The organism is Streptomyces coelicoflavus, assembly GCF_045041415.1.
GTDB classification, from domain to species: Bacteria; Actinomycetota; Actinomycetes; order Streptomycetales; family Streptomycetaceae; genus Streptomyces; species Streptomyces coelicoflavus.
This window is the reverse complement of record NZ_CP108218.1, coordinates 1,405,705-1,431,718: the sequence shown is the minus strand read 5'-3', so window position 1 is coordinate 1,431,718 and position 26,014 is coordinate 1,405,705. Positions and strand designations below refer to the sequence as shown.

Below are 26,014 nucleotides of genomic sequence, written 5' to 3'. Positions count from 1 at the left end.
CCCGGGACGCACCCGCCCCGTCCAGGGTCGCCGTCCCGGGACGCACACCCCCGTTCGGGGGTAGTGAGACCCACATCACGGATTAGACGATGGCACAGAGCCGCCCGGCAAGGTCCGGCACCGAGGAGGACAGATGACGACGGCCACGGAGCAGTTCCGCAGCGCACGGGACTACCTGCTGGAACACCGCGAGGACTACACCGCCGCCTACGAGGGGTTCCGCTGGCCCCGCCCCGAGCACTTCAACTGGGCGCTGGACTGGTTCGACGTCATCGCCGACGGCAACGACCGTCCCGCGCTGCACATCGTCGAGGAGGACGGCCGCGAGGTCCGGGTCTCCTTCGCCGAGATGTCCGCCCGGTCCAACCGGGTCGCCAACCGCCTGCGCGAGTGGGGTGTCGGCCCCGAGGACCGCATCCTGGTGATGCTCGGCAACCAGGTGGAGCTGTGGGAGACCGCGCTGGCCGCGATGAAGCTGCGCGCGGTCGTCATCCCGGCCACCACCCTGCTCGGCCCCGCCGACCTGCGCGACCGCGTCGACCGCGGCCGGGTCAAGCACGTGATCGTGCGCGCCGAGGACACCGGCAAGTTCGACGAGGTGCCCGGCGACTACACCCGCGTCGCGGTCGGCGGCAGCGCGACGACGGCGCCCGGCTGGCGGGCCTACGAGGACGTGTACACGGCGTCCGACGCCTTCACCCCGGACGGCCCGACCGCCGCCGACGACCCGATCATGCTGTACTTCACCTCCGGCACCACCGCCCGCCCCAAGCTGGTCGAGCACACCCACGTGTCGTATCCCGTCGGCCACCTGGCGACCATGTACTGGATCGGGCTCAAGCCCGGTGACGTGCACCTCAACATCTCCTCGCCCGGCTGGGCCAAGCACGCGTGGTCGAACCTGTTCGCGCCGTGGAACGCCGAGGCGACCGTCTTCCTGTACAACTACACCCGCTTCGACGCGACCCGGCTGATGTCCGAGATGGACCGGGCCGGGGTGACCACCTTCTGCGCCCCGCCGACCGTGTGGCGCATGCTCATCCAGGCCGACCTGTCCCGGCTCGCCACCCCGCCGCGCGAGGTCGTCGCCGCGGGTGAGCCGCTCAACCCCGAGGTGATCGAGCAGGTCCGCCGCCTGTGGGGGCGGACAATCCGGGACGGCTTCGGCCAGACCGAGACCGCCGTGCAGGTCTCCAACAGCCCCGGCCAGGTGCTGAAGACCGGTTCGATGGGCCGCCCCAGCCCCGGCTACCGCGTCGAACTCCTCGACCCGGTCACCGGCGCGCCCGGCGCCGACGAGGGCGAGATCGCCCTGGACCTGTCCGCGCGCCCCGTCGGCCTGATGACCGGCTACCACGGCGACCCCGACCGCACCGCCGAGGCGATGGCCGGCGGCTACTACCGCACCGGCGACATCGGCGCGCGCGACGAGGACGGCTACCTCACCTACGTCGGCCGGGCCGACGACGTGTTCAAGGCCTCCGACTACAAGATCAGCCCCTTCGAGCTGGAGAGCGCGCTGCTGGAGCACGAGGCGGTCGCCGAGGCCGCGGTCGTGCCCGCCCCGGACGAGCTGCGGCTCGCCGTGCCGAAGGCGTACGTCGTGCTCGCCGCCGGGTGGGAGCCCGGACCGGACACCGCGAAGGTGCTCTTCGAGCACTCCCGCGACACCCTCGCCCCCTACAAGCGGGTGCGCCGCCTCGAGTTCGGCGAACTGCCCAAGACCGTCTCCGGCAAGATCCGCCGCATCGAACTGCGCGAGGCCACCGCTGCCGGTTCCGCGAACGAGTACCGCGAGGAGGACTTCCGGTGACCGCACCCGCGCCCCGGCCGTCGTACGCGCACGGCACCAGTACCACCCCACTCCTCGGCGACACCATCGGCGCCAACCTCGACCGCGCGATCGCCGCCCACCCCGACCGCGAGGCCCTCGTCGACGTCCCGTCCGGACGGCGCTGGACCTACGCCGAGTTCGGCGCCGCCGTCGACGAGGTGGCACGCGGGCTGCTCGCGAAGGGCGTCACCAGGGGCGACCGGGTCGGCATCTGGGCGGTCAACTGCCCCGAGTGGGTCCTCGTCCAGTACGCCACCGCCCGCATCGGCGTCATCATGGTGAACGTCAACCCGGCCTACCGGGCACACGAGTTGGAGTACGTGCTCCAGCAGTCCGGCATCACCCTGCTGGTCGCCTCCCTCGACCACAAGAGCAGTGACTACCGGGCGATCGTGGAGCAGGTCCGTGGCCGGTGCCCCGCATTGCGCGAGACCGTCTACATCGGCGACCCGTCCTGGGACGCGCTCACCGCGGGCGCCGCCGCGGTCCCGCAGGAGCGGGCCGACGCCCTCGCCGCAGAGCTGAGCTGCGACGACCCGGTCAACATCCAGTACACCTCCGGCACCACCGGCTTCCCCAAGGGCGCCACCCTCTCCCACCACAACATCCTCAACAACGGCTACTGGGTGGGCCGCACGGTCGGCTACACCGAGCAGGACCGGGTGTGCCTGCCGGTGCCCTTCTACCACTGCTTCGGCATGGTCATGGGCAACCTCGGCGCCACCTCCCACGGCGCCTGCATCGTCATCCCCGCCCCGTCCTTCGAGCCGGCGGCCACGCTGGAGGCGGTGCAGCGGGAGCGGTGCACGTCCCTGTACGGCGTCCCCACCATGTTCATCGCCGAACTGAACCTGCCGGACTTCGCCTCCTACGACCTCACCTCGCTGCGCACCGGCATCATGGCGGGCTCCCCGTGCCCGGTGGAGGTGATGAAGCGGGTGGTCGCCGAGATGCACATGGAGCAGGTCTCCATCTGCTACGGCATGACCGAGACCTCCCCGGTCTCCCTTCAGACCCGCATGGACGACGACCTCGAACACCGCACCGGCACCGTCGGCCGCGTCCTGCCGCACATCGAGGTCAAGGTCGTCGACCCGGTCACCGGCGTGACCGTGCCGCGCGGCGACGCGGGCGAACTGCGCACCCGCGGCTACAGCGTGATGCTCGGCTACTGGGAGGAGCCCGGGAAGACCGCCGAGGCCATCGACCCGGGCCGCTGGATGCACACCGGGGACCTCGCCGTGATGCGCGAGGACGGGTACGTGGAGATCGTCGGCCGGATCAAGGACATGATCATCCGGGGCGGCGAGAACATCTACCCCCGCGAGGTCGAGGAGTTCCTGTACGCCCACCCGAAGATCGCGGACGTTCAGGTCGTCGGCGTCCCGCACGAGCGCTACGGCGAGGAGGTGCTGGCCTGCGTCGTCCCGCGCGACGCCGCCGACCCGCTCACCCTGGAGGAGCTGCGGGCCTACTGCGACGGGCAGCTGGCCCACTACAAGGTGCCCAGCCGCCTCCAGCTCCTCGACTCCTTCCCGATGACCGTATCGGGCAAGGTGCGCAAGGTGGAGCTGCGGGAGCGCCACGCCCGTCCGTAGCACCGTGACGTGATCCTTCGACGACTCAGCCGGCCGTGGCGTCCAGCGTCACGGCCGGCGCGTTGACCGGGCGCGGTACCCCCGACGGGTCCAGCACGAAGAGCGGCAGGTCCAGCAGGTCCGCGCGGGCGCGGGCGTCCTCGGCGTACCCGGCCAGCGAGAAGTAGACGCCCCGCGCCGACTCCGCCATCGCCGTCAGCCACAGGCACTCCACGTCCCGCACCGAGGCCGGGCCCACCGTCGGATCCACCTGGACGACGATGCCGGGCGCGGCCAGCCCGATGCCGGACAGGGGCCGCTGGTCGGCGCGGCGCACGTCCCGGTGGCCGAGGCCGCGCAGGTACAGGACGGCCGCCGTGACCGCGTCGCGGGCGGTGCGGATCGGCACCGCCCGGTGCGCCGGGACCCGTGACCCGGGGGTGCGCCCGGACCGGCCCGTCGCCGCGGGGTCCACCGGCACGCACAGCACCGTCCCGCAGGGGCAGCCCAGCTCCGGCCGCGGCCACCGGCTCTCCGCCCCGCAGGCCGCACAGCGCACCCCGACCCACTCCTCGTCCCAGGTCCGGTGGGTGACCGCGGTCACCGTCCCGCGCGGGTCCAGCTCGGGGGCGACGGGCGCCCCGCAGGCACAGGGATAGGACGGTGCCGTGTAGCGGTGCCGGCGCCCGCAGGCGGTGCAGCACACCGAGATGGTCTCGGACATGACCCCCATCGTCCTCTCTTGACTGCCTCCGGCTGCCCACTTACATTACTTCCAGATCGTAGAAAACAAATTTCGCTATACGGAAGTTGCTACGGAAGAAGCTCACCGCGGGGCGCGCCGGGAGGGTGAATCCGACAGCCGGAGCAGGAGTACTCGATGGCTCGTATGACCGCTGCCCGAGCGGCAGTTGAGATTCTCAAGCGCGAGGGCGTCACCGACGCGTTCGGTGTGCCGGGCGCGGCGATCAACCCCTTCTACGCGGCGCTCAAGGCGTCCGGCGGTGTCCAGCACACCCTCGCCCGCCACGTCGAGGGTGCCTCGCACATGGCGGAGGGCTACACCCGCACCCACCCCGGCAACATCGGCGTCTGCATCGGCACCTCGGGTCCGGCCGGCACCGACATGATCACCGGCCTGTACTCGGCGATCGGCGACTCGATCCCGATCCTGTGCATCACCGGCCAGGCGCCGACCGCGGTGATCCACAAGGAGGACTTCCAGGCCGTCGACATCGCCTCCATCGCCAAGCCGGTCACCAAGATGGCCGTCACCGTCCTGGAGGCCGCACAGGTCCCCGGCGTCTTCCAGCAGGCGTTCCACCTGATGCGCTCCGGCCGTCCCGGCCCGGTCCTCATCGACCTGCCGATCGACGTCCAGACGACCGAGATCGAGTTCGACCCCGAGACCTACGAGCCGCTGCCGGTCTACCGGCCCGTCGCCACCCGCGCCCAGATCGAGAAGGCCATCGGCCTGCTCAACGCCGCCGAGCGCCCGCTGCTCGTGGCCGGCGGCGGTGTCATCAACGCCGACGCCGCCGAGCTGCTGGTGGAGTTCGCCGAGCTGACCGGCACCCCGGTCGTGCCGACCCTGATGGGCTGGGGCATCCTGCCCGACGACCACGAGCTGAACGCCGGCATGGTCGGCCTCCAGACCTCGCACCGCTACGGCAACGCGACCTTCCTGGAGTCCGACTTCGTCCTCGGCATCGGCAACCGCTGGGCCAACCGCCACACCGGCAAGCTGGACGTCTACACGGCCGGCCGGAAGTTCGTCCACGTCGACGTCGAGCCGACCCAGATCGGCAAGATCTTCGCCCCGGACTACGGCATCGCCTCCGACGCCAAGGCCGCCCTGGAGCTGTTCGTCGAGGTGGCCAAGGAGCTGAAGGCCGCCGGCAAGCTGCCCGACCGCTCCGCGTGGGCCGCCTCCGCGCAGGAGCGCAAGGCCACCCTCCAGCGCCGTACGCACTTCGACGACATCCCGATCAAGCCGCAGCGCGTCTACGAGGAGATGAACAAGGCCTTCGGCCCGGAGACCCGGTACGTCTCCACCATCGGCCTCTCCCAGATCGCCGGCGCCCAGATGCTGCACGTCTACCGTCCGCGGCACTGGATCAACTGCGGCCAGGCGGGACCGCTCGGCTGGACCGTCCCGGCCGCCCTCGGCGTCGCCAAGGCCGACCCGGACGCCCAGGTCGTGGCGCTCTCCGGCGACTACGACTTCCAGTTCATGCTGGAGGAGCTGGCCGTCGGCGCGCAGCACAAGATCCCGTACGTGCACGTCCTGGTCAACAACTCCTACCTGGGCCTGATCCGTCAGGCGCAGCGGGCGTTCGACATCGACTTCCAGGTCAACCTGGAGTTCGAGAACATCAACTCGCCCGAGCTGGGCGTCTACGGCGTCGACCACGTCAAGGTCGCCGAGGGCCTGGGCTGCAAGGCGATCCGGGTGACGGACCCCGCCGAGCTGGGCGCGGCCCTGGAGCAGGCCAAGAAGCTGGCCGCCGAGCACCGGGTGCCGGTCGTCGTCGAGGCGATCCTGGAGCGCGTCACCAACATCTCCATGTCGGGCACCAACGACATCGGCAACGTCATGGAGTTCGAGGAGCTGGCGACCGAGCCGGGCCACGCCCCGACCGCGATCAAGCCGCTGAAGGTCTGACCCGCTCGGCCCGCCGAGCGCCGAGAGCGGCCCGTTCCCCCGGGGGGACGGGCCGCTCTTCCGTGTGTGCGGGGCCCCGGCGGCCCCGGTGCGCACTCAGTCCGCGCCGCCGCCCCCGCCCCCGCCGCAGGAGAAGGGGCCGGGCGCACTGTTCGGGCCGCCCCGCGACGTGTGCCGCCGCGTGTCCCGGTCGGTCACCTCCACCCGTTCGACGAGCCGGGCCCGCAGGGCGAAGCGGGGCAGCAGGACACGCAGCGCGGCCTCACCGTGCAGGGCGACCGCGAGCAGCGTGTCCTCGTCCGTCAGCCCGTGCCGGACCGCCGGCAGCGGGTGCCGCTCCCGCCAGAACTCCACGCGCCGACGGGATCTCCGGTTCGGCCTGAGCCAGGGGCGGCCCAGGAGTCCGTCCTCGGCGAGCGGGATGCGGGTCAGGGCCAGGGCCAGGCGCACGTCCGGGTGCCGGACCAGTTCGCGGACGGTGAGCGGCTCGTGCAGACAGTCCAGGACGGTCCCCTCGAACGGCTCCAGCCCCTCCGGCTTGGGCCCCGACGCGCACAGCGTCCCGCGTGGACCGGTCTCCACGGCGCCCAGCAGGTGCAGGGCGACCACCGCCACCGTGACGGCGGCCCGCGGTCCACCGCCCAGCAGCGCGATCCGGTGCGGCTCCCACCCGGCCTCCGTGCCACCGTCCACGACACGCACCTCCCCCGCGCACCCCCGTGCTGCCGGAGTTGTGCCCGCTGCGGGGCACTCCTACGCGCGTTCAGCCACCGGGGTGCTCGTGCAGTCCCGGCCAGTCCTCCGGGCCGCCGCCCTGCCACTCGACCAGGTCGCTGTCCTCGACGTCGGTGACGTAGAGGTCGGCCAGCCGCAGCAGTTCGGCGACGTCGTCGACGTGCGAGGCGACGCCCAGGGTCTCGTCCCCGGAGGTGACGCGCCGGGAGCCGTCCAGGGCGGGGGAGTGGACGACGATGTGCGGGTGCTCGGGTGGGTGTGCCGTAGCCATGCCTCCAGGCTGCTGCGCGGGCGGGCGATCCGCACGCCGGAGCACGTGGGAACACCTCGGCGAACGCCGAGAAGCGCCGGATGCGGGACCGTCCGCATCCGGCGCTTCTCAGCCGGTGAAGGTTCTTGGTGAGGATTCCCGGTGGGGGTCCCTTCACGTGGAACCCGTCCGGCGGCGCGAGGCTGGGCGCGACAGGTCGTTCGCGTCGCCGGACGGAGTGTGGGGCGCCTCTGGTTCACGAGAGGCGGGTGGCTGGGACCGCGGCGGTGCGACGGGCCGGAACCGCTCCTCCCCTCAGGTCGTAGGAGAAGCGTCCGTGCCCTTCACCACCGCACTGGCTCGCTGGCCGCCGCGGTCCTCGCCCTGCCCGCGCCGGCACCTGGCGGTCACCCCTCATCCGGGCCGCCCCGGTGCCTGCGCGGGCCGCGCACACGGTCCCGGCCTCCCCGCCGGGTCCCGTGCGCGAGCCGGTGGATCAGTCCTCGCGCAGGGCGCGGACCGCCTCCTCCACGCGCTTGCCGTACTCGGGGTCGGCCGCGTGGAAGTGCGCGAGGTTCTTCTCCACGACGTCGTTGCGGGAGACCTGGGACAGACCGCCGGCGATGTTCGCCACCAGGCGCTGCTTCTCGTCCTCGCTCATCAGCCGGTACAGCGCACCGGCCTGCACGAAGTGGTCGTCCTTGGTGTGCAGCGGTGCCTCGTGGGTGCCGGTGTGGCCGGACACCGCGAGCGGGGCCGCCAGCGGGGTGCCGGTCTCGGCCGGGCCGTCGTAGGAGTTCGGCTCGTAGTTCTTGGCGTACCGGCCCTGCGGGTTGGCCGCCATCAGGCCGTCGCGGCCGTAGTTGGCGGCGCCGCCGGGCACGGCCTTCGGGGCGTTCACCGCGAGCTGGGTGTGGTTGACGCCCAGGCGGTAGCGGTGCGCGTCCGCGTAGGCGAACAGGCGGCCCTGGAGCATCTTGTCGGGGGAGGGGCCGATGCCCGGGACGAAGTTGTTCGGGGAGAACGCGGCCTGCTCGACCTCCGCGAAGACGTTGTCCGGGTTGCGGTCGAGCACCAGCCGGCCCACCCGCCTGAGCGGGTAGTCGGCGTGCGGCCACACCTTGGTCACGTCGAACGGGTTGAAGCGGTAGTTCGCCGCCTCGGCCACCGGCATCAGCTGCACGTGCAGCGTCCAGGACGGGTACACGCCCCGCTCGATCGCCTGCACCAGGTCCGTCTGGTGCGAGGTCGGGTCCTCGCCCGCGAGCTTCGCGGCCTCGTCGGCGGTCAGGCAGCGGATGCCCTGGTCGGTCTTGAAGTGGTACTTGACGAAGAAGGACTCGCCCTTGGCGTTCGTCCACTGGTAGGTGTGCGAGCCGAAGCCGTCCATGTGCCGGTACGACGCCGGGATGCCGCGGTCGCCCATCAGCCAGGTGATCTGGTGCGTGGCCTCGGGGGAGTGGGCCCAGAAGTCGAAGACGTTGTCCGGCTCCTGACGGCCCGTGAACGGGTCGCGCTTCTGCGAGTGGATGAAGTCCGGGAACTTGATCGGGTCCTTGATGAAGAACACCGGGGTGTTGTTGCCGACGAGGTCGTAGTTGCCCTCCTCGGTGTAGAACTTCAGCGCGAAGCCGCGCGGGTCGCGGACCGCGTCCGCGCCGCCGAGCGAGTCGGCCACCGTGGAGAAGCGCAGGAAGACCTCGGTGCGCTTGCCGACCGTGTCCAGGAAGTCGGCGTGCGTGAAGCCGGTGACGTCGTCGGTCACCTCGAAGTGGCCGTACGCGCCGGAGCCGCGGGCGTGCACCACGCGCTCCGGGATGCGCTCGCGGTTGAAGCGCGCGAGCTTCTCGATGAGGTGCTGGTCCTGGATCAGGAGGGGGCCGCCGATGCCGGCGGAAGCGGAGTTCTGGTTGTCGGCGACCGGGGCGCCGGACTCGGTGGTGAGCACGCGCTGCGACATCGTGGACCTTCCGTGGCCTTGCAGACGAGGGTTCAGCGGAAACAATCAATGGAAACGTGTTTCCGCTTCGTGGAGCCTAGATTTGGGGCAGTGGCACGTCAACAGTTTGTTGAAGTGGGTTCCGGGCGACGCCGCCGCTCGGGCGCGACGGGACAGGTGTCAGCGGCTGCGCCACCCGGAGGTCATGAGGTGCCGCGTACGGCGGTCAGACCTGGGCGCCGGACAGGCGCTCCACGGCCCGCAGCAGGGCCGAGTGGTCCAGGCCGCCGTCGCCCTGGGCGCGCAGCGACGCGACCAGCTGGGCCACCACGGCGCCGACCGGCAGCGCGGCGCCGACGTTGCGGGCGGCGTCGGTGACGATGCCCATGTCCTTGTGGTGCAGGTCGATACGGAAGCCCGGCTTGAAGTCGCGGCCGAGGAAGTTGTCCTTCTTCCGCGTCAGCACGGTCGAGCCGGCCAGGCCGCCGTTGAGGACGTCCAGGGCGGCCTTCAGGTCCACGCCGGACTTCTCCAGGAAGACCACGGCCTCGGCGCACGCCTGGATGTTGACGGCGACGATCAGCTGGTTGGCGGCCTTCACGGTCTGGCCCGAGCCGTGCGGACCGCACAGCACGATGGTCTTGCCGAGCGCCTCCAGGAGCGGCTTGGCCTCGTCGAAGTCGGCCTGCTCACCGCCGACCATGATGGACAGCACGGCCTCGATCGCGCCGGCCTCGCCGCCGGAGACGGGGGCGTCCAGGACACGGACGCCCTTGTCCTTGGCGGCCTTCGCGAGGTCGACCGAGGTCTGCGGGGTGATCGAGGACATGTCGACCAGGAGCGCGCCGGACTTCGCGTTCTCCAGGATGCCGTCGGGGCCGTAGGCGATGGCCTCGACCTGCGGCGACGCGGGCACCATGGTGACGATCACGTCGGCGTCGCGCACGGCGTCGGCGATCGAGCCGGCCGCGGTGCCGCCGGCGGCGGACAGGCGGTCCAGCTTCTCCTGCTCCAGGGTGAAGCCGGTGACCTGGTAGCCCGCCTTGATCAGGTTCTCGGACATGGGCGAGCCCATGATGCCGAGACCGACCCAGGCGACCTTGGGGAGCGTGCTCATGATGGGTACCTCTCTGGAAAATCTCTGAAGAGTTCTGCGGGTGGCGCTCAGCGGGCCGCGCGGGCCCCGGCCGGCAGCCAGGAGAAGGACTGGGCGCTGGGGTCGTCGCCGGGCTTGTACTCCAGGCCGACCCAGCCGTCGTACCCGGCCTTCGCCAGCCGGTCGAGCAGGTCCTCCAGGGGGAGGGAGCCCGTGCCGGGGGCGCCGCGGCCCGGGTTGTCGGCGATCTGGACGTGGCCGGTCTTCGCGGCGTACGCGTCGATCACCTGCGCCAGGTCCTCGCCGTTCATGGACAGGTGGTAGAGGTCCATGAGGAACTTGGCGTTGCCGAGTCCGGTGGCCTCGTTGACCTTGTCCACGACCTCGATCGCGGCCGGCGCCGACACCAGCGGGTACCGCGGCGACTCGGGCTCGTTGAGCGCCTCGACCAGCAGGATCGCGCCGATCCGGTCGGCCGCGCGGGCCGCGAGGACCAGGTTCTCCAGCGCGAGCCGGTCCTGCTCGGCCGGGTCCACGCCCTCGACGCGGTTGCCGTACAGGGCGTTGAGCGCCGTGCAGCCCAGCGACTGGGCGAAGCCGGCGGCCACGTCGATGTTGGCGCGGAAGCGGTCCGACTCCTCGCCGGGGATCGACAGCGCGCCCCGGTCGGGCCCGGGCAGCTGCCCCGCGTAGAAGTTCAGGCCGGTGAGCCGGACGCCGGCGTCCTCGATGGCCGCCTTGAGGGCGTCGAGCTCGGACTGCTCGGGGGTGGGCGAGTCGATCCAGGGCCACCACAGCTCGACCGCGGTGAAGCCGGCCGCGGCGGCGGCCGCGGGGCGCTCCAGGAGCGGGAGTTCCGTGAAGAGGATCGACAGGTTGACGTTGAAGCGCTGATCTGCGAAGCCCATCGGGTGCCGCGCTCCCTTCCGTTTCGATCGATGTTCCGCATTACGGAAGTTCGTTTCTGCTTGATGGAAGGTTGCCCGGGGAGCGCGGCTGTTGTCAAGAGGGGGCGGCGGAAAGCGGTCACCCCGCGTTAGGTTGACCGCGTGCGATTGAGAGTGGAGTTCACGACCGAACCCTTCGACCTGGACGAGGCCCCCGCCCATGCGCTGGTGGCCCGGGAGGTCGTCGAGGCGGCCGAGCTGGACGCGGTGGACGTCGGTCCCTTCGGCAACACCGCCGAGGGCCGCGCCGACCAGGTGCTCACCGCCGTGGACGCGCTGCTGCGCCGCTCCCTGGAGGCCGGTGCGACCCGGATCTCGCTCCAGGTCAACGTGGTCGGAGAGGGCGCCGGAGCGGAGGGCGAGCGGTGACCGGCCCGGCCGAGGAGCCGTTCATCGCGGCCGTCAAGCCCCTGGTCGACGCCATGGGCGGCGAGATGCTGCCGCCGGACGAGGCCGGCCGGGAGGACGTCGTGCTCTCCTGGGAGGGTGCCGACGTCGTCGCCGTGCGCCTGCCCCAGCTCGCCGACTCCCTGGACCACATCCTGGCCGCCATGGAGCGCCGGCAGGGCCGGCCGCTGGCCGACCTCGACCGCCGGGCCAAGCAGGAGGTCGTACGGGCCCTGGAGGCGCGCGGCGCCTTCGCCGTACGGCACGGCGTGGAGACCGTCGCGGGCGCCCTCGGCGTCAGCCGTTTCACGGTGTACAACTACCTCAACCGCGAGAAGGGCACCTGACCTGCACGGTTCCCCCGCGTCTGAAGCCGCCGTCCGGTAACCGGGCGGCGGCTTTTCTGACCCCGAATTTTCAACAAAGTGTTGACGGCTTGTTTCCGAGGGCGTTAGCTATCGGCACGCCCGCTCAGCACAAGGCCACGGAGGCTCCCGTGACGTCCACTTCCGCGACGGGCCTGGCCCGCTTCAACACCCTCGAGGAGTCCTCGGCACGCGCCGAGCTCCTCGAGGCGTGCGCCGCCACGGCGTGGGCCCGGCACCTGCTCACCGCCCGCCCCTTCGCCACCCTTGAGGACCTGTACGCCGCCGGCGACGCCGCCATGGCCGAGCTGACCGCCGAGGACCTCGCGGAGGCGATGGCCGGGCACCCGCCGATCGGGCGCCCCAAGCCGGGCGACCCGACCTCGTCCCGCGAACAGGCGGGCATGGCCGGCGCCGCCGAGGAACTCAAGGCGGAGATGCTCGAACTGAACCTGGCCTACCAGGAGAAGTTCGGCCACGTCTTCCTGATCTGCGCCACCGGCCGGACCGGTGAGCAGATGCGGGACGCGGTCAAGGAGCGGATCGGCAACTCGCCCGAGCAGGAGCGCGAGATCGTCCGCACCGAACTGGGGAAGATCAACCGCATCCGCCTGACCCGACTCGTCGAACAGGACGCCCGACCATGAGCACCAGCACCACCGCCTCCGTGTCCACGCACATCCTGGACACCAGCGTCGGCCGCCCCGCTGGGGACGTCGCCGTCCGCCTCGCCGCCCGTACGGGCCGCGAGGGGGACTGGCAGACCCTCGGCGGCTCCGCGACCGACGCCGACGGCCGGTGCAAGGACCTCCCGGCCCTGCCGGAGGGCACCACCCACGTACGGCTCGACTTCGACACCGAGACGTACTTCGCCAAGAAACAAGCCGCGGCCCAGCAGGACGCCCCCGCGCTCCGGGACAGCGAGAACGGCCGGCCCGTGTTCTTCCCCGAGGTCACCATCACCTTCGCGGTGGTGCCCGGCGAGCACTACCACGTTCCGCTGCTGCTCAACCCGTTCGGCTACTCCGTTTACCGAGGGAGCTGACCGAATCATGACCCGTTTCGTCCTGGGACAGAACCAGTACGGCAAGGCAGAGAACCGCGTCGTCAAGATCACGCGTGACGGCGACACGCACCACATCAAGGACCTGAACGTCTCCGTCGCCCTGTCCGGCGACATGGAGGAGGTCCACCGCAGCGGTTCCAACGCCAACGTCCTGCCGACCGACACCACCAAGAACACCGTGTTCGCCTTCGCCAAGGAGCACGGGATCGAGAGCGCCGAGGACCTCGGCGTCGCGCTCGCCCGCCACTTCGTGGACGACAACGAGCCGATCCACCGGGCCCGCATCCGCGTCGAGGAGTACGGCTGGGAGCGGATCGAGACCTCCAAGGGCGGCGCCCGCTTCGTCGGCGCGGAGGAGATCGCGCACTCCTTCGTCCGCACCGGCCAGGAGACCCGCGTCGCGCAGATCACCTACGACGGCCACGGCATCCAGGTGCTCTCCGGGTTCAAGGACCTGACCGTCCTGAACTCGACCAACTCCGAGTTCTTCGGCTTCCTCAAGGACAAGTACACGACCCTCCAGGAGGACCACGACCGCATCCTCGCCACCACCGTCTCCACCTGGTGGCGGCACAACTGGGACGGCGTCGACTCGCACGCCCCCGACTGGGACCGCTCCTACAGCGGGGTGCGCAAGCACGCGCTCCAGGCGTTCGCCGAGACCTACTCGTACTCGCTCCAGCAGACCCTCTTCGAGATGGGTGTGCGGGTGCTCAACTCCCGCGACGAGGTCGACGAGATCCGCTTCTCGATGCCCAACAAGCACCACTTCCGCTCGGACCTGTCGCCCTTCGGGATCGACAACGACGCCAAGGACGGCGCGGTGTACTACGCCGCCGACCGCCCGTACGGCCTGATCGAGGCCACCATCCTGCGCGACGGCGCCGAGCAACTCATCCCGGTCGACATGACCAACCTCTGACGCGGGACGCGCGCCACCCGCCCCGCCCCCCGGGGCGGGTGGCGCGCCACACCGGAGGAAACACCATGGCACAGCCTGCAACGGAGCCGGCGAAAGGCTCATGTCCCACCCCGCCACCGGTGCACACCGAGGACGCCGTCACGTCCGTGCACCCGGTCGACGAGAAGCTCCACCCCTCGCGGCTCGTCCCCGCAGCGCTCCAGCACATCGCCGCCATGTACGCGGGCGTCGTCACTCCTCCGCTCATCATCGGCCAGGCCTGCGGACTCGACCTCGAGGGCCGCACCCGCCTGATCGCGGCCTCGCTGCTCATCGCGGGCGTCGCCACCCTGCTCCAGACCCTCGGCGTCAAGGGCTTCGTCGGCAACCGCCTGCCCTTCGTCAACGCCGCCTCCTCGGCCGGCATCGCCCCCATCCTCGCCATCGTCGAGACCAACGCGCAGGGCAGCCAACTCCCCGCCGTCTACGGCGCGGTGATGGTCGCCGGCGTCTTCTGCCTCGCCGTCGGCCCGTTCTTCGGCCGACTGCTCCGCTTCTTCCCGCCGCTGGTCACGGGCGTGGTCATCACCCTCATCGGCGTCACGCTGATGCCGGTCCCGGTCGGCTGGGCCCAGGGCGGCGACAAGACCGCCGCCGACTTCGGCTCGATGCGCAACCTCGCGCTCGCCGCCTTCACCCTCGCGGTCATCCTCGTCATCCAGCGCTTCGGCAAGGGCTTCGTCAAGCAAGTTGCCCTGCTGTTCGGCCTGTTGATCGGCACCCTGGCCGCCATCCCCTTCGGCATGGCCGACTTCGGCGCCCTGGACTCCGCGCCGGTCGCCGCCCTGCCGACCCCCTTCGCCTTCGGCGCCCCCGAGTTCCAGCCCGCCGCCATCCTCTCGCTGTGCATCGTCATGCTGGTCCTGATGACGGAGTCGTCCGCGGGCATGCTCGCCCTCGGTGAGATCTGCGACCGCCGCGCCGACGCCAAGGTCATCACCCGCGGCCTGCGCACCGACGGCCTCGCCACCCTGGTCGGCCCCGTCTTCGGCGGCTTCCCCACCTCCGCCTTCGCACAGAACGTCGGCGTCGTCTCCCTCACCCGGGTGCGCAGCCGCTACGTCGTCGCCGTCGCCGGCGCCACCCTGCTCGTCCTCGGCGCCTTCCCGGTCCTCGGCGCGGTCGTCTCACTGGTCCCGATGCCGGTCCTGGGCGGCGCGGGCATCGTGCTCTTCGGCTCGATCGCGGTCAGCGGCATCCGTACGCTGTCCGAGGCCGGACTCGACGACAGCTCCAACATCATCCTGGTCGCCGTGGCGCTCGGCGCGGGCATCATCCCGCTGGCGGCACCGACCTTCTACGCCGAGTTCCCCGCCTGGGCACAGACCGTGCTCGGCTCCGGCATCAGCGCGGGGGCGATCGTCGCGGTCGCCCTCAACCTGTTCTTCCACCACCTCGGCACCCGGAGCCGTCACCCGGCCCCGGCACTCAAATCCCCCTAGGGTCCTGCCGTGCCCTCCCCGTGGGTACTCGACTCCCCGTCCACGGGCCGCACCGAGAGAGAAGGAAGCAGCATGGCAGCATCAGCGGCAGCCGATCGCACCGTCATCGAGAACTGCGCCATCGCGACCGTCGACGCGGACGACACCGAGTACGCCTCGGGCCACGTCGTGCTCGCCGGCCACCGGATCGAGGCGGTCGGCGCGGGGCGGGCACCCGAGGACCTGGAGAACGTCGTACGCCGGATCGACGCGACCGGACACCTGGTCACCCCCGGCCTGGTCAACACCCACCACCACTTCTACCAGTGGCTCACCCGGGGCCTGGCCACCGACCACAACCTGTTCGACTGGCTGGTCGCCCTGTACCCGACCTGGGCGCGCCTCGACGAGCCGATGGCCCACGCCGCCGCCCAGGGCTCGCTCGCGATGATGGCCCGCGGCGGCGTCACCACCGCCGCGGACCACCACTACATCCACCCGCGCGGCGCCGGCGACCTGTCCGGCGCGATCGTCCGCGCCGCCCGCGACATGGGCGTCCGCTTCACCCTCGCCCGCGGCTCCATGGACCGCGGCGAGTCCGACGGCGGGCTGCCGCCCGACTTCGCGGTGGAGAGCCTGGACGACGCGCTCGCCGCCACCGAGGCCACCGTCCGGGAGCACCACGACCCCTCCTTCGACGCGATGACCCAGGTCGCCGTCGCCCCCTGCTCGCCCTTCTCCGTCTCCACCGAACTGATGCGCCAGGGAGCCGAGCTGGCCCGCCGGCTCGGCGTGCGGCTGCACACCCACGGCTCGGAGACCGTGGAGGAGGAGAAGTTCTGCCACGAGCTGTTCGGCATGGGCCCCACCGACTACTTCGAGTCCACCGGCTGGCTCGGCGACGACGTGTGGATGGCGCACTGCGTCCACATGAACGACTCCGACGTCGCCGCCTTCGCCCGCACCGGCACCGGCGTCGCCCACTGCCCCTCCTCCAACGCCCGCCTGGCCGCCGGCATCGCCCGGGTCCCCGACCTGCTCGCCGCCGGCGTCCCGGTCGGCCTCGGCGTCGACGGCACCGCCTCGAACGAGTCCGGCGAGCTCCACACCGAACTGCGCAACGCCCTGCTGATCAACCGTCTCGGCGCCCACCGCGAGGCCGCGCTGAACGCCCGCAGGGCGCTGCGCCTGGGCACCCACGGCGGTGCCCGGGTCCTCGGCCGGGCCGCCGAGACCGGCTCCCTGGAGGCGGGCAAGCTCGCCGACCTGGTGCTGTGGCGGATGGACACCCTCGCCCACTCCTCCATCGCCGACCCGGTGACCGCCCTGGTCCTCGGCGCCCCCGCACCGGTCACCGCGTCGTTCGTGAACGGCCGGCAGATCGTCGAGAACGGCAGGCTGCTCACCGTCGACGAGGACGCCGTCGCCCGCTCCACCCGGGACGAGGCACGACGCCTGGCGCGGATCGCCGCCGCCGAGGGCTGAGCCGAACACCGCACAGCAGAACACCACTTGATCTCCGGCCGGGAGGGACGGCTCCCGGCCGGTAACCGTGGACCCGAGCGGGGTCCACGGTGGCCTACTCCGGGGTGTGCGCCCCTGCGCGCACGCCCCGGAGCGGTCGCCCGTTCCCCCGAACGGTCCGTCCCGGTCCCGCACGACCACCACCCGCACCACCTCCCTGACACCCACGTCAGAGCCGACGTGTAACCGACCGGAGGAACGCCGCCGTGGCCGACCACCCTGTTGACGAGAAACTCCCGCCACTGAAGATGGCGACGACCGGCCTGCAACACGTGGCCGCCATGTACGCCGGGGTCGTCGCCCCGCCCCTGATCGTCGGCGCGGCCATCGGCCTGAGCGCCACCGAGCTGACCTTCCTCACCGGCGCCTGCCTGTTCACCGCGGGCCTGGCGACCTTCCTCCAGACCCTGGGCATCTGGAAGATCGGAGCCCGGCTGCCCTTCGTCAACGGCGTCACCTTCGCCGGTGTCGCCCCCATGACCGCGGTCGTCGCCTCCACCGACGACAAGTCCGACGCCCTGCCGATCATCTTCGGCGCGGTCATCGTCGCCGGACTCCTCGGTTTCCTCGCGGCCCCCTTCTTCAGCAAGGCGATCCGCTTCTTCCCGCCGGTCGTCACCGGCACCGTCATCACCCTGATCGGCATATCCCTGCTCCCGGTGGCCTTCGGCTGGGCGCAGGGTCCCGCTCCGGCGGCGGACGACTACGGCTCGGCGACCAACCTGGGCCTGGCCGCCCTCACCCTCGTCATCGTCCTGGTCCTGCGCCGCTTCACCCGCGGCTTCGTCAAGCAGATCGCCGTGCTGCTCGGTCTGGTCGCGGGCACGCTCATCGCGATCCCGTTCGGCGTCACGGACTTCGGCCCGGTCGCGGACGCGGACATCGTCGGCTTCCCCACCCCCTTCCACTTCGGCGCCCCGCAGTTCCAGATCGCCGCGATCCTGTCCATGTGCGTGGTGATGGTGGTCTCGATGACCGAGTCCACGGCCGACATGCTCGCCCTCGGCGAGATCGTGGAGCGCCCGGCCGACGAGAAGACCATCGCGGCCGGCCTGCGCGCCGACACACTGGGCTCCGCCCTCAGCCCGTTCTTCAACGGCTTCATGTGCAGCGCCTTCGCCCAGAACATCGGCCTGGTCGCCATGACGAAGATCCGCAGCCGCTACGTCGTCGCGGTCGGCGGCGGCTTCCTGGTCCTGATGGGCCTGTGCCCGATGGCCGCGTCGCTGATCGCCGTCGTCCCGCGTCCGGTCCTGGGCGGCGCCGGCGTGGTCCTCTTCGGCTCCGTCGCCGCCAGCGGCATCCAGACCCTGGTCCGGGCGAGCCTGGACAAGGACAACAACGTCCTGATCGTGGCGGTCTCGCTGGCCGTCGGCATCATCCCGATCGCCGCGCCGGAGTTCTACCACGCGTTCCCGGAGAACGCGCGGATCATCCTCGACTCGGGCATCTCGACCGGCTGTGTGGCCGCCGTCCTGCTCAACCTGGTCTTCAACCACATCGGCGGCCGGGAACGCGAGGCGGAGGACGTCACCCACCCGATGGAGGCGGGCGACGAGATCACCGAGGCGTCCCGGGCGGCGGCGATGCCGTGACACCGGGGACCGGTCGGCGGGGCCGTGGCTAGAGCCCGAACAGCTCCGGCTCCGCCGCCAGTTCCTTGAAGCGCTGCCTCGGGTCCGGCACCAGCCTGCGCTCGCTCAGGTCCATCAGCCCGCCGACGGCGTCGATCTCGGCGGCGACGGTGCCGTCGGCCTTGGTGACGACCTGGCGGATCCGGAAGGTCTTGCCCCCGCCCCACTCGAACACGCAGCTCACCGTGACCTCGTCACCCGCGAGCAGCTCCCGGCGGTACCGGATGGTCGTCTCCAGGGCCACCGGTCCGACCCCGCTCGCGACCAGCCCGGCCTGGCTGATCCCGGCCGCCCGGAGCAGCGACCAGCGGGCGTGCTCCGCGTAGTTCAGGTACACGGACTGGTTCAGATGGCCCTGGGTGTCGGTCTCGTACCCGCGGACGGTCACCGGGACGGAAAACGGCTCGCTCACCGCTGCTGCCTCTCTTCGCACCTGTAGGAACGGACCGATCCTGACATGCGGGCGTCACACCTTCCGCGGGGAGGCCAGCAGGTAACGGGCCCGCGTACGCGGCTCGGTGTGCTCCCCGACGTGCCAGCCCGCCCGCTCCAGCGTCGCCGCGCAGCCCCGCAGCGCGGTGCCGTCCGGCTCGTACACGGCGACGGCCTCCGGCTGCGGCGTCGCCCGCACCCGGTACCCGTCCCCGCCGTCCGGGCCCGCGGGGCGGTGCCCGGCCGCCTCCAGGGCGAGCGCGGCGGCCCGCACCAGGTGCGTCCGCTCCCAGGCGCACGGCCGGTCGGTGCTCCCGTCGGCGTGCGTCATCCGGCGCAGCTCCAGCAGCCCCTGCCAGGCACCGCGCACCTCCCGCAGCCGTGCGGGGCCGGTATCGCCCGGCGCGGCCTCCTCGCCGCCGACCCGCGCGGCGAACACACCCCCGGCGTCCGGTGCGACGGGCGGCTCGGGCGCCACCGCCACTCCGTCCGGCTCGCCGCCCACCTCCCGTATCCGGTGCCCGGCCGGGGTCAGGAAGTGGTCGTGCGGCGGCCGCGGATGCCGGAAGGCGAGCCCGCGCTTCACCAGCGCCGCGAGCTGGGCGTCCGTACCCTTCAGGCGCCCGGTGGCGGGATCGGCCGCGGCGATGACACGCCGCTGCGCGGCAGTGGGCGACAGAGCCACGGCGTCCCTCCTTCCCCCATCGGTCACGCCTTCGAAGACTACGACGGAGGTCTGACATTCCAGGCGGCGATCACCGGCCGCCCGTGCTCGGTACCCAGCCGGCACAGCGTGCCCGTGCCCAACTGGAACAGCGACCCGTGGGATGCCGGCAGGCCCAGGTGCCGGGCGGTCAGCACCCGCAGGAAGTGCCCGTGCGCCACCAGCACCACGCACCCCTCGGTGTTGGCGAAGGCCGCCTCCACCGTGGCCAGCACCCGGTCGGCCCGCTCGCCCACCTGCTCGGGCGTCTCCCCGGGGTGGTCCGGCGGTCCGGGCGCGACCCCGTCCGTGAACAGGAACCAGTCCGGCCGGCTCCGGTGGATCTCGACGGTCGTGATCCCCTCGTAGCCGCCGTAGTCCCACTCGTGCAGGTCCGGCTCGATGCGCACCTCGTGCAGCCCGATCAGCTCGGCCGTCTCCCGGGCCCGCTGGAAGGGGCTGACGAAGGCGGCCCCGATCCGGTGCGACCGGATCAGCGGCACCAGGCTCCGCGCCTGCTCCCGCCCCTTCTCGGTCAGCGGGACGTCCGTCAGCCCGGTGTGCCGCCCCGAGCGCGACCACTCGGTCTCACCGTGCCGGACCAGAAAAAGATCACCCATGCCACCAGGCTACGGCGGGTCCGTCGTCCCGGCCGCTTCCCGGCGTCTGTCGCCTACTGCCGGTAGCCGCTCAGGAAGCGCCCGATGCGCCCGATCGCCGCCTCCAGGTCCTCCGCGTGCGGCAGTGTCAGGATGCGGAAGTGGTCGGGGGAGGGCCAGTTGAAGCCCGTTCCCTGCACCACCTGGATCTTCTCCCTGAGTAGCAGGTCCAGGACGAAGCGCTCGTCGTCGTGGATCCTGTGGACGGCCGGGTCGATGCGCGGGAAGGCGTACAGCGCGCCCTTCGGCTTGACGCAGCTGACGCCGGGGATCTCGTTCAGCTTTTCCCAGACCACGTCCCGCTGTTCGCGCAGCCGCCCGCCGGGTGCCGTCAGCTCGCGGATGGACTGGCGGCCGCCGAGCGCGGCCTGGATGGCGTACTGGGCGGGCGCGTTGGCGCACAGGCGCATGGAGGCCAGCATGGTCAGGCCCTCCAGATAGTCCCTGGCGTGCTGCTTCGGCCCCGTCACCACCAGCCAGCCCGAGCGGAAGCCCGCCACCCGGTAGGTCTTGGACAGGCCGCAGAAGGTGAGGACGACCAGGTCGGGGGCGAGGGACGCGGCCGAGTGGTGCACGGCGTCGTCGTACAGGATCTGGTCGTAGATCTCGTCGGCGAGGACCATCAGGCCGTGCCGGCGGGCGAGGTCGAGGATGCCCTCGACGATCTCCTTGGGGTAGACGGCGCCGGTGGGGTTGTTGGGGTTGATGACGACGACCGCCTTGGTGCGGTCGGTGATCTTCGACTCCATGTCGGCCAGGTCCGGGTACCACTCCGCCTGCTCGTCGCAGAGGTAGTGCACCGCCTTGCCGCCCGCGAGGGTGGTCACCGCCGTCCAGAGGGGGAAGTCGGGGGCGGGGATCAGGACCTCGTCGCCGTCCTCGAGCAGGGCCTGTACGGCCATGGAGATCAGCTCGGAGACGCCGTTGCCCAGGTAGACGTCGTCCACGTCGACCTCCAGGCCGAGCGCCTGGTAGCGCTGGGCGACGGCCCGGCGGGCGGAGAGGATGCCGCGCGAGTCCGTGTAGCCGTGCGCCTGCGGCAGCATCCGGATCATGTCCTGGACGATCTCCTCCGGCGCCTCGAAGCCGAAGAGGGCCGGGTTGCCGGTGTTGAGGCGCAGGACGCTGTGGCCCGCCTCCTCCAGCGCGTTGGCCTGCTCGATGACCGGGCCGCGGATCTCGTAACAGACCTCGCTGAGCTTGTTCGACTGCCGGAACTCCATGCGCGGCTTCCCCTCCGGAATCTGGTGTTGCTTGGTTTTACCAAGTAGCAGCTTGGAAAGTCCAACAACTTGTCTACACTGCGTCGCATGTCACCACGTCCTCGCCGTAGCTACGACCAGTACTGTTCCGCCGCCCGCGCCCTCGACGCCGTCGGCGACCGCTGGACCCTGCTGATCGTCCGGGAGCTGCTCGCCGGTCCGAGGCGCTACACCGACCTGCACGCCGACCTCCCCGGCGTCAGCACGGACGTACTCGCCTCGCGGCTCAAGGACATGGAGCGCGACGGGCTGACGACCAGGCGCCGGCTGCCCCCGCCCGGCGCGGCGTACGTCTACGAACTCACCGCGCGGGGACGCGGTCTGCTGCCCGTGCTGGAGGCGCTCGGCGCGTGGGGCGCGGGCGAGCTGGGGGAGCGGCGGCCCACGGACGCCGTACGGGCGCACTGGTTCGCGCTGCCGCTGCTGCGGGCCCTGCGGGCGGCCGGGGCGGCGGAGGGACTGGTCGAAGTGCGGCTGGAGGAGGGCGACTTCCACCTGTACGCCGACGACCGTGCGCACGGTGCGGGCGGTCCCGTGTACGGCGACGGGCCCGCGCCCGGGGAACCCGACGCCCGGCTCGTGCTGGACGCGGTGACGTGCGTGGCCCTCGGGCGCGGCGAGACCGGCCTGCGGGACGCGGTGCGCGACGGCCGCGTCGAGGTCACCGGCGACGGTCCGGCGGCCAAGGCGCTGCGGGAGGGGTGAAAGGCGCTGCGGGAGGGCTGAAGAGCGCTGCGGGAGGGTGAAACGGCAGAAGGCCCGCCGCGGGCGGGCCTTCTGAGGAGAGGTCGGAGAGGTCGGAGAGGTCAGGCGCCCGGCGGCACCCGGGACGGCCGTCCCGAACCGCGGGTCAGCGCGTAACCGCCGATGCCCGCGAGCGCGGCCAGCACGGCCCCGATCCCGCTCCACACCCAGCGGTCCGACCACCAGCCCGACGACCAGCCGTCCTCCGGCTCGATGGCGGACAGGACGGCGCTCTTCTCGTCCTCGTCGCCCTGGTCGGCACCGGACGTCACCGCGATGCCCGGCACCAGCGGCTCGGCCAGCGAACCGTCCACCGCCGCGGCGCCGCCGACGTCCTTCGACTCCACCCGGACCTCGGCGGAGACCGGCACGCCGAGGTCGGAGGCCGGCACGTTCACCGCCGTCAGCCGGAGGTAGTACGTGCCCGGCAGCGGGTCGTTGGCCCACGGCTCGGACCAGGCGCGCACGGTGCGCAGGACGCAGGCCAGCTCCAGGGAGGAGGTGCCCGCGTCCGCGGTGCGGGTCTGGGCGCCCCACTGGCAGGCCTGGCGGCGGCGCAGCCCGTCGTACACGTCGATCCGCCAGGTCTGGGCGGCGTGCGTCTCGGGCAGCTTCACCGTGGCCTTCACGGTGGGACGCTGTTCCGCGTCGGCGGGGAACGACCAGTACAGGTAGTCGCCGGCGGCGCCGTCGGCCGTGGCGACCTGTCCCTGCTCGAACTCGGCCGCCGTACGGAAGGACGTCCCCGCCGAGGTCGGCGCGTCACCGCCCTCGGACGGACTCGCGGAAGGCGAGGAGTCGGCCGCCGCGGGCGCCGCGGCGAGGCCGAGCAGCACGAAGGCCGCGGTCAACGCTCGGGTGAAACGCATCAGTTGGTCCTCCAGACCGCGAACCGCCAGCGCGAGAGCCAGCCCCACAGCAGACCGGCGACGAAGCCGACCAGCACCAGCAGGCCGAGCAGCCACCAGCCGCGCCCGAGGCCGAAGGCGGCCACGTCGTCGGAGTCGCCCGGACCGTCCACGACGTCGACGGTGAGCTCCAGCGGCAGACCCGGCGTGGTCTTCACACCGGAGGCCACCGAGAAGGAGTTGGTGACCTGGAGGCACACGGCCTCGGCCGGGGCGTCCTCCTCGTCACTCTCCGCCTTCGGGTAGCGCAGACCCGTCGAGAGCACGTCGGTACGGCCGTTGCCCGCCGCCTCGCCGCGCACGATCTCCCGGCCGTGCACGGTCACCGCGCGCAGCAGCACCCCGTAGGACGGGTTCACGGCCCGGTCGGCGCCCACGCTCACGGAGGCGCGCAGTTCCTGGCCCGGCTCCACGTCCACGCGGTACCAGCGCTGCTGCCCGAACTCCTCGCGGTCGGTGTACAGCCCCGACTTGAGCGTCGGCGCCTTCGCGCACGCGTCCGCACCCTCGGTGGCCACCGGCGTCACCACCGGGTCGGCCGCGCGGTCCACCAACTGGTTGACCTTGTCGGTCAGTTCGTCGGTGTGCTCGACCGAGGTGTACGTGCCGCCGGTCGCCTCGGCGATGCAGCTGAGCTGCTTGCGCAGCTTCGTGTTGGGGACCAGGCCCAGGGTGTCGATCGTGACCCCGATGCCCTTGGCGGAGATCTCGCGGGCCACCTCGCACGGGTCGAGCGGGGCGCAGGTGTCCTCGCCGTCGCTGATCAGCACGATGCGCTTGGAGCCGTTGCCGCCCTCGAGGTCGTCGGCCGCCTTCAGCAGCGCGGGGCCGATCGGCGTCCAGCCGGTGGGCGAGAGGGTCGCCACCGCCGTCTTCGCCTCGGTGCGGTCCAGCGGGCCCACCGGGTAGAGCTGCGCGGTGTCCTTGCAGCCGGTCTTCCGGTCGTCGCCGGGGTAGTCGGCACCCAGCGTGCGGATGCCCAGTTGCACCTCTTCCGGCGTCGCGTCGAGCACCTCGTTGAACGCCTGCTTCGCCGCGGCCATGCGCGTGCCGCCGTCGATGTCCCGCGTCCGCATCGAACCGCTGACGTCGAGCACGAGGTCGACCTTCGGCGCGTCCTCACCCGTGGGTTCACCGGCGACCGCCCCGGCCGGGAACGCCATCCCCGCCGCCAGCGCGGCGAGCAGGGCACAGGCACCCGCCGCCAGCCGTGTTCTTGTGATCATCGGCGGATCCTATTGATCAGGGGCGCCGCGTTCCAAAACGAGACCGTGCCGATGCCTCGACTTCACCCGCCACGGCGGCGAGACTTCACCCGCCCCGACGCTGCGACTTCACCCGCCCCGCAGGGGATTGGGCAGCTCTGCCCACAGATCACCCGGCCCCGCCGGTGAAGTCCGCATCAGCGTCAGCGCCTTCACCGGCAGCGGCTCCTCGCGCAGGGCCACGAGGTCCTCGGTGCGCGGAAGTTCGGGCAGCACCGCCTCCAGGGCCTTCCGCAGCGCCGGTCCCGAGCCGGCCGTCGCGGCCAGTGCGCCGCCCACCAGCGAGCCGAACAACTTCCGGCGCAGCGCCGCGGGTTCGTCGGTGAGTACCCGGGCGGGAAGGCCGGACACGGCGATGCCGTGCCGGGCCAGCCGGGACGGGGAGACACGGATGTCGGCCAGGTCGCGGTAGACCAGGCGCAGCGGCTCGCCCGTGGGGGACAGCACGACGAGGAGGTTCTGGCCGTGCGCCTCCAGAGCCACGCCCAGCTCCAGCGCGCGCAGCCCGACGACGAGGGCGAGCCGGGCGAAGGACGCCAACCACGCGGGCGAGTAGGGAAGTTCGGTGGTCGCGAGAGCGGCCACCGGGACGACGTGCTCGCCCGGGGCGGCGTACACCCGCGGCGACTCGCGCAGGACGGCGGCCAGGTCGGGGGAGTGGGCGGTGGCCGCGCCCAGCGTGCGGGTCACGTGGAGCAGGCCGTCCATGCGGGCCGCCAGCGCCTCCCCGAACGACGACAGGTCCGCCGAAGCGGCGACAGAGGCGACCGAGATGTCCCGCACCGAGGACGTCAGCCGAGCACTCAGCGCCGTCTTGACGTGCACCGGTCCCGGCACGGCGAGGGTCCGCAGGGACATCAGCGGATGAGCGGCCGGACCCGGCACGCAGGGCGTCCTGAGCACATGCGCGGCCTGCCACGGATGCACCGGGACCAGCAGCCGGGCCCCGTCCCGCAGCTCCCCCGGCCACACCCCCGTCACCAGGCACTCCGCCGCCGGGACCGGCACCAGGCCAAGGCCCACCACCGGCCCGTGCTCGGGCCCGTACGCGAGCTGCTCCGCCACCGAGAAGCCCGGCCGCGCACGGCAGCCGGGGTGGTACGGATGCCCGTCGACGACCCGCCGCTCCCAGCTCCAGTCGCTGTCCGGCCACGCGTCGTCCGGCCACTCGTCCGGGTGATCTTCCCGCGCCCCCGCTGCCCCGGCCGCCGCCGTCCTGGGCTGCGCCGCCCGCGACAACGCCAACGACGCCGCGCTGTGCCCGAGTTCGGCGGCGAACTCCGCCGAGTGCGGTACGGCGAGGTCGGTCATCAGCCGCTCCGGGTCGTCGTACGCGGCCTCGTCCAGCCGTACGACCGCGACGTACGCGTCCGTGCGGTACGGGTCGGCGGCCGGACCGGTCAGCCGGCGTCCGTCCCTCAGGCGCAGGACGAGCCCGTCCCCGGACCGCTCCCGCCCCTCGATCCACGGCAGCGGTTCGAAGGCGAGGGCACGCCACAGCCGGGTCAGCACGGCCGCGCGGGCGCCGGGCAGCTCGGCGGTGAGGCCCGGGAGCAGGCCGGAACGCACGGCCGCCAGTTCGCGGGCGACCCCGGCCTCGGCGGTGGAAGAACGATGCACGGGCGGGCTCCTCGGGTACG

General features: G+C 72.0%; 25 protein-coding genes. 12 read left to right on the top strand and 13 right to left on the bottom strand.

Features of this window, described 5'->3' with window-relative positions; translation table 11 throughout:
• Window positions 1-133: 133 nt before the first annotated feature.
• Window positions 134-1,813 (top strand): isobutyrate:CoA ligase IbuL, encoded by a 1,680-nt coding sequence (gene ibuL, locus OHA99_RS06360; RefSeq protein WP_405694618.1) that lies wholly within the window; start codon window positions 134-136, stop codon window positions 1,811-1,813.
• Window positions 1,810-3,432, top strand: coding sequence for a linear/branched/unsaturated fatty acid:CoA ligase LbuL (gene lbuL / locus OHA99_RS06355; RefSeq protein WP_153177242.1), 1,623 nt, complete (start codon window positions 1,810-1,812; stop codon window positions 3,430-3,432). The genes ibuL and lbuL overlap by 4 nt, the downstream gene beginning before the upstream one ends.
• Before the next feature lie 25 nt (window positions 3,433-3,457).
• On the opposite strand, the gene OHA99_RS06350 is transcribed toward lbuL, so the two are convergent.
• The gene (locus OHA99_RS06350) at window positions 3,458-4,144 is read right to left on the bottom strand and encodes a hypothetical protein (protein WP_165684346.1); all 687 of its coding nucleotides are present in this window, start codon (window positions 4,142-4,144) and stop codon (window positions 3,458-3,460) included.
• Window positions 4,145-4,291: 147 nt separating this feature from the next.
• Between OHA99_RS06350 and gcl the strand changes: the two genes are divergently transcribed.
• Window positions 4,292-6,076 (top strand): glyoxylate carboligase, encoded by a 1,785-nt coding sequence (gene gcl / locus OHA99_RS06345; RefSeq protein ID WP_153177240.1) that lies wholly within the window; start codon window positions 4,292-4,294, stop codon window positions 6,074-6,076.
• A 96-nt stretch (window positions 6,077-6,172) separates the two neighbouring features.
• Here the strand turns inward: gcl and OHA99_RS06340 are convergent, their stop codons facing one another.
• From OHA99_RS06340 to OHA99_RS06320, 5 genes are all read right to left on the bottom strand, one after another.
• Window positions 6,173-6,769 (bottom strand): TIGR04222 domain-containing membrane protein, encoded by a 597-nt coding sequence (locus OHA99_RS06340; RefSeq protein ID WP_153177239.1) that lies wholly within the window; start codon window positions 6,767-6,769, stop codon window positions 6,173-6,175.
• A gap of 70 nt (window positions 6,770-6,839) precedes the next feature.
• Complete coding sequence (locus tag OHA99_RS06335; protein ID WP_007445511.1) at window positions 6,840-7,082, bottom strand: hypothetical protein; 243 nt, start codon at window positions 7,080-7,082, stop codon at window positions 6,840-6,842.
• A gap of 475 nt (window positions 7,083-7,557) precedes the next feature.
• Window positions 7,558-9,021, bottom strand: a complete 1,464-nt coding sequence (locus OHA99_RS06330) for a catalase (RefSeq protein WP_153177237.1) — start codon at window positions 9,019-9,021, stop codon at window positions 7,558-7,560.
• A gap of 205 nt (window positions 9,022-9,226) precedes the next feature.
• Complete coding sequence (locus tag OHA99_RS06325) at window positions 9,227-10,117, bottom strand: 2-hydroxy-3-oxopropionate reductase (RefSeq protein WP_054099688.1); 891 nt, start codon at window positions 10,115-10,117, stop codon at window positions 9,227-9,229.
• Between the two features lie 47 nt (window positions 10,118-10,164).
• Complete coding sequence (locus OHA99_RS06320) at window positions 10,165-11,004, bottom strand: TIM barrel protein (protein WP_153177236.1); 840 nt, start codon at window positions 11,002-11,004, stop codon at window positions 10,165-10,167.
• A gap of 141 nt (window positions 11,005-11,145) precedes the next feature.
• Here OHA99_RS06320 and OHA99_RS06315 point away from each other — a divergent pair, with 141 nt between their 5' ends.
• The 8 genes from OHA99_RS06315 to OHA99_RS06280 all read left to right on the top strand — a co-directional run bounded on the left by OHA99_RS06315 (window position 11,146) and on the right by OHA99_RS06280 (window position 18,362).
• Window positions 11,146-11,412, top strand: coding sequence for a hypothetical protein (locus OHA99_RS06315; RefSeq protein ID WP_194279876.1), 267 nt, complete (start codon window positions 11,146-11,148; stop codon window positions 11,410-11,412).
• On the top strand, window positions 11,409-11,777 hold the full coding sequence (locus OHA99_RS06310; RefSeq protein WP_102929565.1) for a helix-turn-helix domain-containing protein: 369 nt from the start codon (window positions 11,409-11,411) through the stop codon (window positions 11,775-11,777). The genes OHA99_RS06315 and OHA99_RS06310 overlap by 4 nt, the downstream gene beginning before the upstream one ends.
• A 149-nt stretch (window positions 11,778-11,926) precedes the next feature.
• The gene (gene uraD / locus OHA99_RS06305) at window positions 11,927-12,442 is read left to right on the top strand and encodes a 2-oxo-4-hydroxy-4-carboxy-5-ureidoimidazoline decarboxylase (RefSeq protein ID WP_194279875.1); all 516 of its coding nucleotides are present in this window, start codon (window positions 11,927-11,929) and stop codon (window positions 12,440-12,442) included.
• Window positions 12,439-12,840 (top strand): hydroxyisourate hydrolase, encoded by a 402-nt coding sequence (gene uraH, locus OHA99_RS06300; protein WP_153177234.1) that lies wholly within the window; start codon window positions 12,439-12,441, stop codon window positions 12,838-12,840. The genes uraD and uraH overlap by 4 nt, the downstream gene beginning before the upstream one ends.
• A 7-nt stretch (window positions 12,841-12,847) precedes the next feature.
• Window positions 12,848-13,783: a factor-independent urate hydroxylase gene (gene pucL, locus OHA99_RS06295; protein WP_405694613.1), complete on the top strand. Its 936-nt coding sequence runs from the start codon at window positions 12,848-12,850 to the stop codon at window positions 13,781-13,783.
• Window positions 13,784-13,848: 65 nt separating this feature from the next.
• Window positions 13,849-15,264: a nucleobase:cation symporter-2 family protein gene (locus tag OHA99_RS06290; RefSeq protein WP_405694611.1), complete on the top strand. Its 1,416-nt coding sequence runs from the start codon at window positions 13,849-13,851 to the stop codon at window positions 15,262-15,264.
• Window positions 15,265-15,336: 72 nt separating this feature from the next.
• Window positions 15,337-16,728 (top strand): 8-oxoguanine deaminase, encoded by a 1,392-nt coding sequence (locus tag OHA99_RS06285; protein WP_405694608.1) that lies wholly within the window; start codon window positions 15,337-15,339, stop codon window positions 16,726-16,728.
• Window positions 16,729-16,973: 245 nt separating this feature from the next.
• Window positions 16,974-18,362: a nucleobase:cation symporter-2 family protein gene (locus tag OHA99_RS06280; RefSeq protein ID WP_153177230.1), complete on the top strand. Its 1,389-nt coding sequence runs from the start codon at window positions 16,974-16,976 to the stop codon at window positions 18,360-18,362.
• Window positions 18,363-18,390: 28 nt separating this feature from the next.
• Here OHA99_RS06280 and OHA99_RS06275 read toward each other — a convergent pair whose 3' ends face one another.
• From OHA99_RS06275 to OHA99_RS06260, 4 genes are read right to left on the bottom strand one after another with little or no spacing between them, the layout of a single operon-like run.
• A complete protein-coding gene (locus OHA99_RS06275) occupies window positions 18,391-18,813 on the bottom strand; it encodes a thioesterase family protein (protein WP_164382275.1) in 423 nt (140 codons plus the stop codon).
• A gap of 54 nt (window positions 18,814-18,867) precedes the next feature.
• Window positions 18,868-19,518 (bottom strand): hypothetical protein, encoded by a 651-nt coding sequence (locus OHA99_RS06270; RefSeq protein WP_405694606.1) that lies wholly within the window; start codon window positions 19,516-19,518, stop codon window positions 18,868-18,870.
• Window positions 19,519-19,556: 38 nt separating this feature from the next.
• Entirely contained in the window at window positions 19,557-20,156 is a 600-nt protein-coding gene (locus OHA99_RS06265; RefSeq protein ID WP_153177227.1) for a histidine phosphatase family protein, read from the bottom strand.
• A gap of 53 nt (window positions 20,157-20,209) precedes the next feature.
• Window positions 20,210-21,418, bottom strand: a complete 1,209-nt coding sequence (locus OHA99_RS06260) for a pyridoxal phosphate-dependent aminotransferase (RefSeq protein WP_405694602.1) — start codon at window positions 21,416-21,418, stop codon at window positions 20,210-20,212.
• An 87-nt stretch (window positions 21,419-21,505) separates the two neighbouring features.
• Here OHA99_RS06260 and OHA99_RS06255 point away from each other — a divergent pair, with 87 nt between their 5' ends.
• Complete coding sequence (locus OHA99_RS06255; protein WP_405694600.1) at window positions 21,506-22,162, top strand: winged helix-turn-helix transcriptional regulator; 657 nt, start codon at window positions 21,506-21,508, stop codon at window positions 22,160-22,162.
• A gap of 101 nt (window positions 22,163-22,263) precedes the next feature.
• Here the strand turns inward: OHA99_RS06255 and OHA99_RS06250 are convergent, their stop codons facing one another.
• From OHA99_RS06250 to OHA99_RS06240, 3 genes are all read right to left on the bottom strand, one after another.
• On the bottom strand, window positions 22,264-23,070 hold the full coding sequence (locus OHA99_RS06250; protein WP_153177224.1) for a hypothetical protein: 807 nt from the start codon (window positions 23,068-23,070) through the stop codon (window positions 22,264-22,266).
• Entirely contained in the window at window positions 23,070-24,335 is a 1,266-nt protein-coding gene (locus OHA99_RS06245) for a VWA domain-containing protein (protein WP_042825510.1), read from the bottom strand. Before OHA99_RS06245 ends, OHA99_RS06250 begins: the two co-directional genes overlap by 1 nt.
• A gap of 108 nt (window positions 24,336-24,443) precedes the next feature.
• Window positions 24,444-25,994, bottom strand: a complete 1,551-nt coding sequence (locus tag OHA99_RS06240; RefSeq protein ID WP_405694598.1) for an IucA/IucC family protein — start codon at window positions 25,992-25,994, stop codon at window positions 24,444-24,446.
• Between the last annotated feature and the right edge of the window lie 20 nt (window positions 25,995-26,014).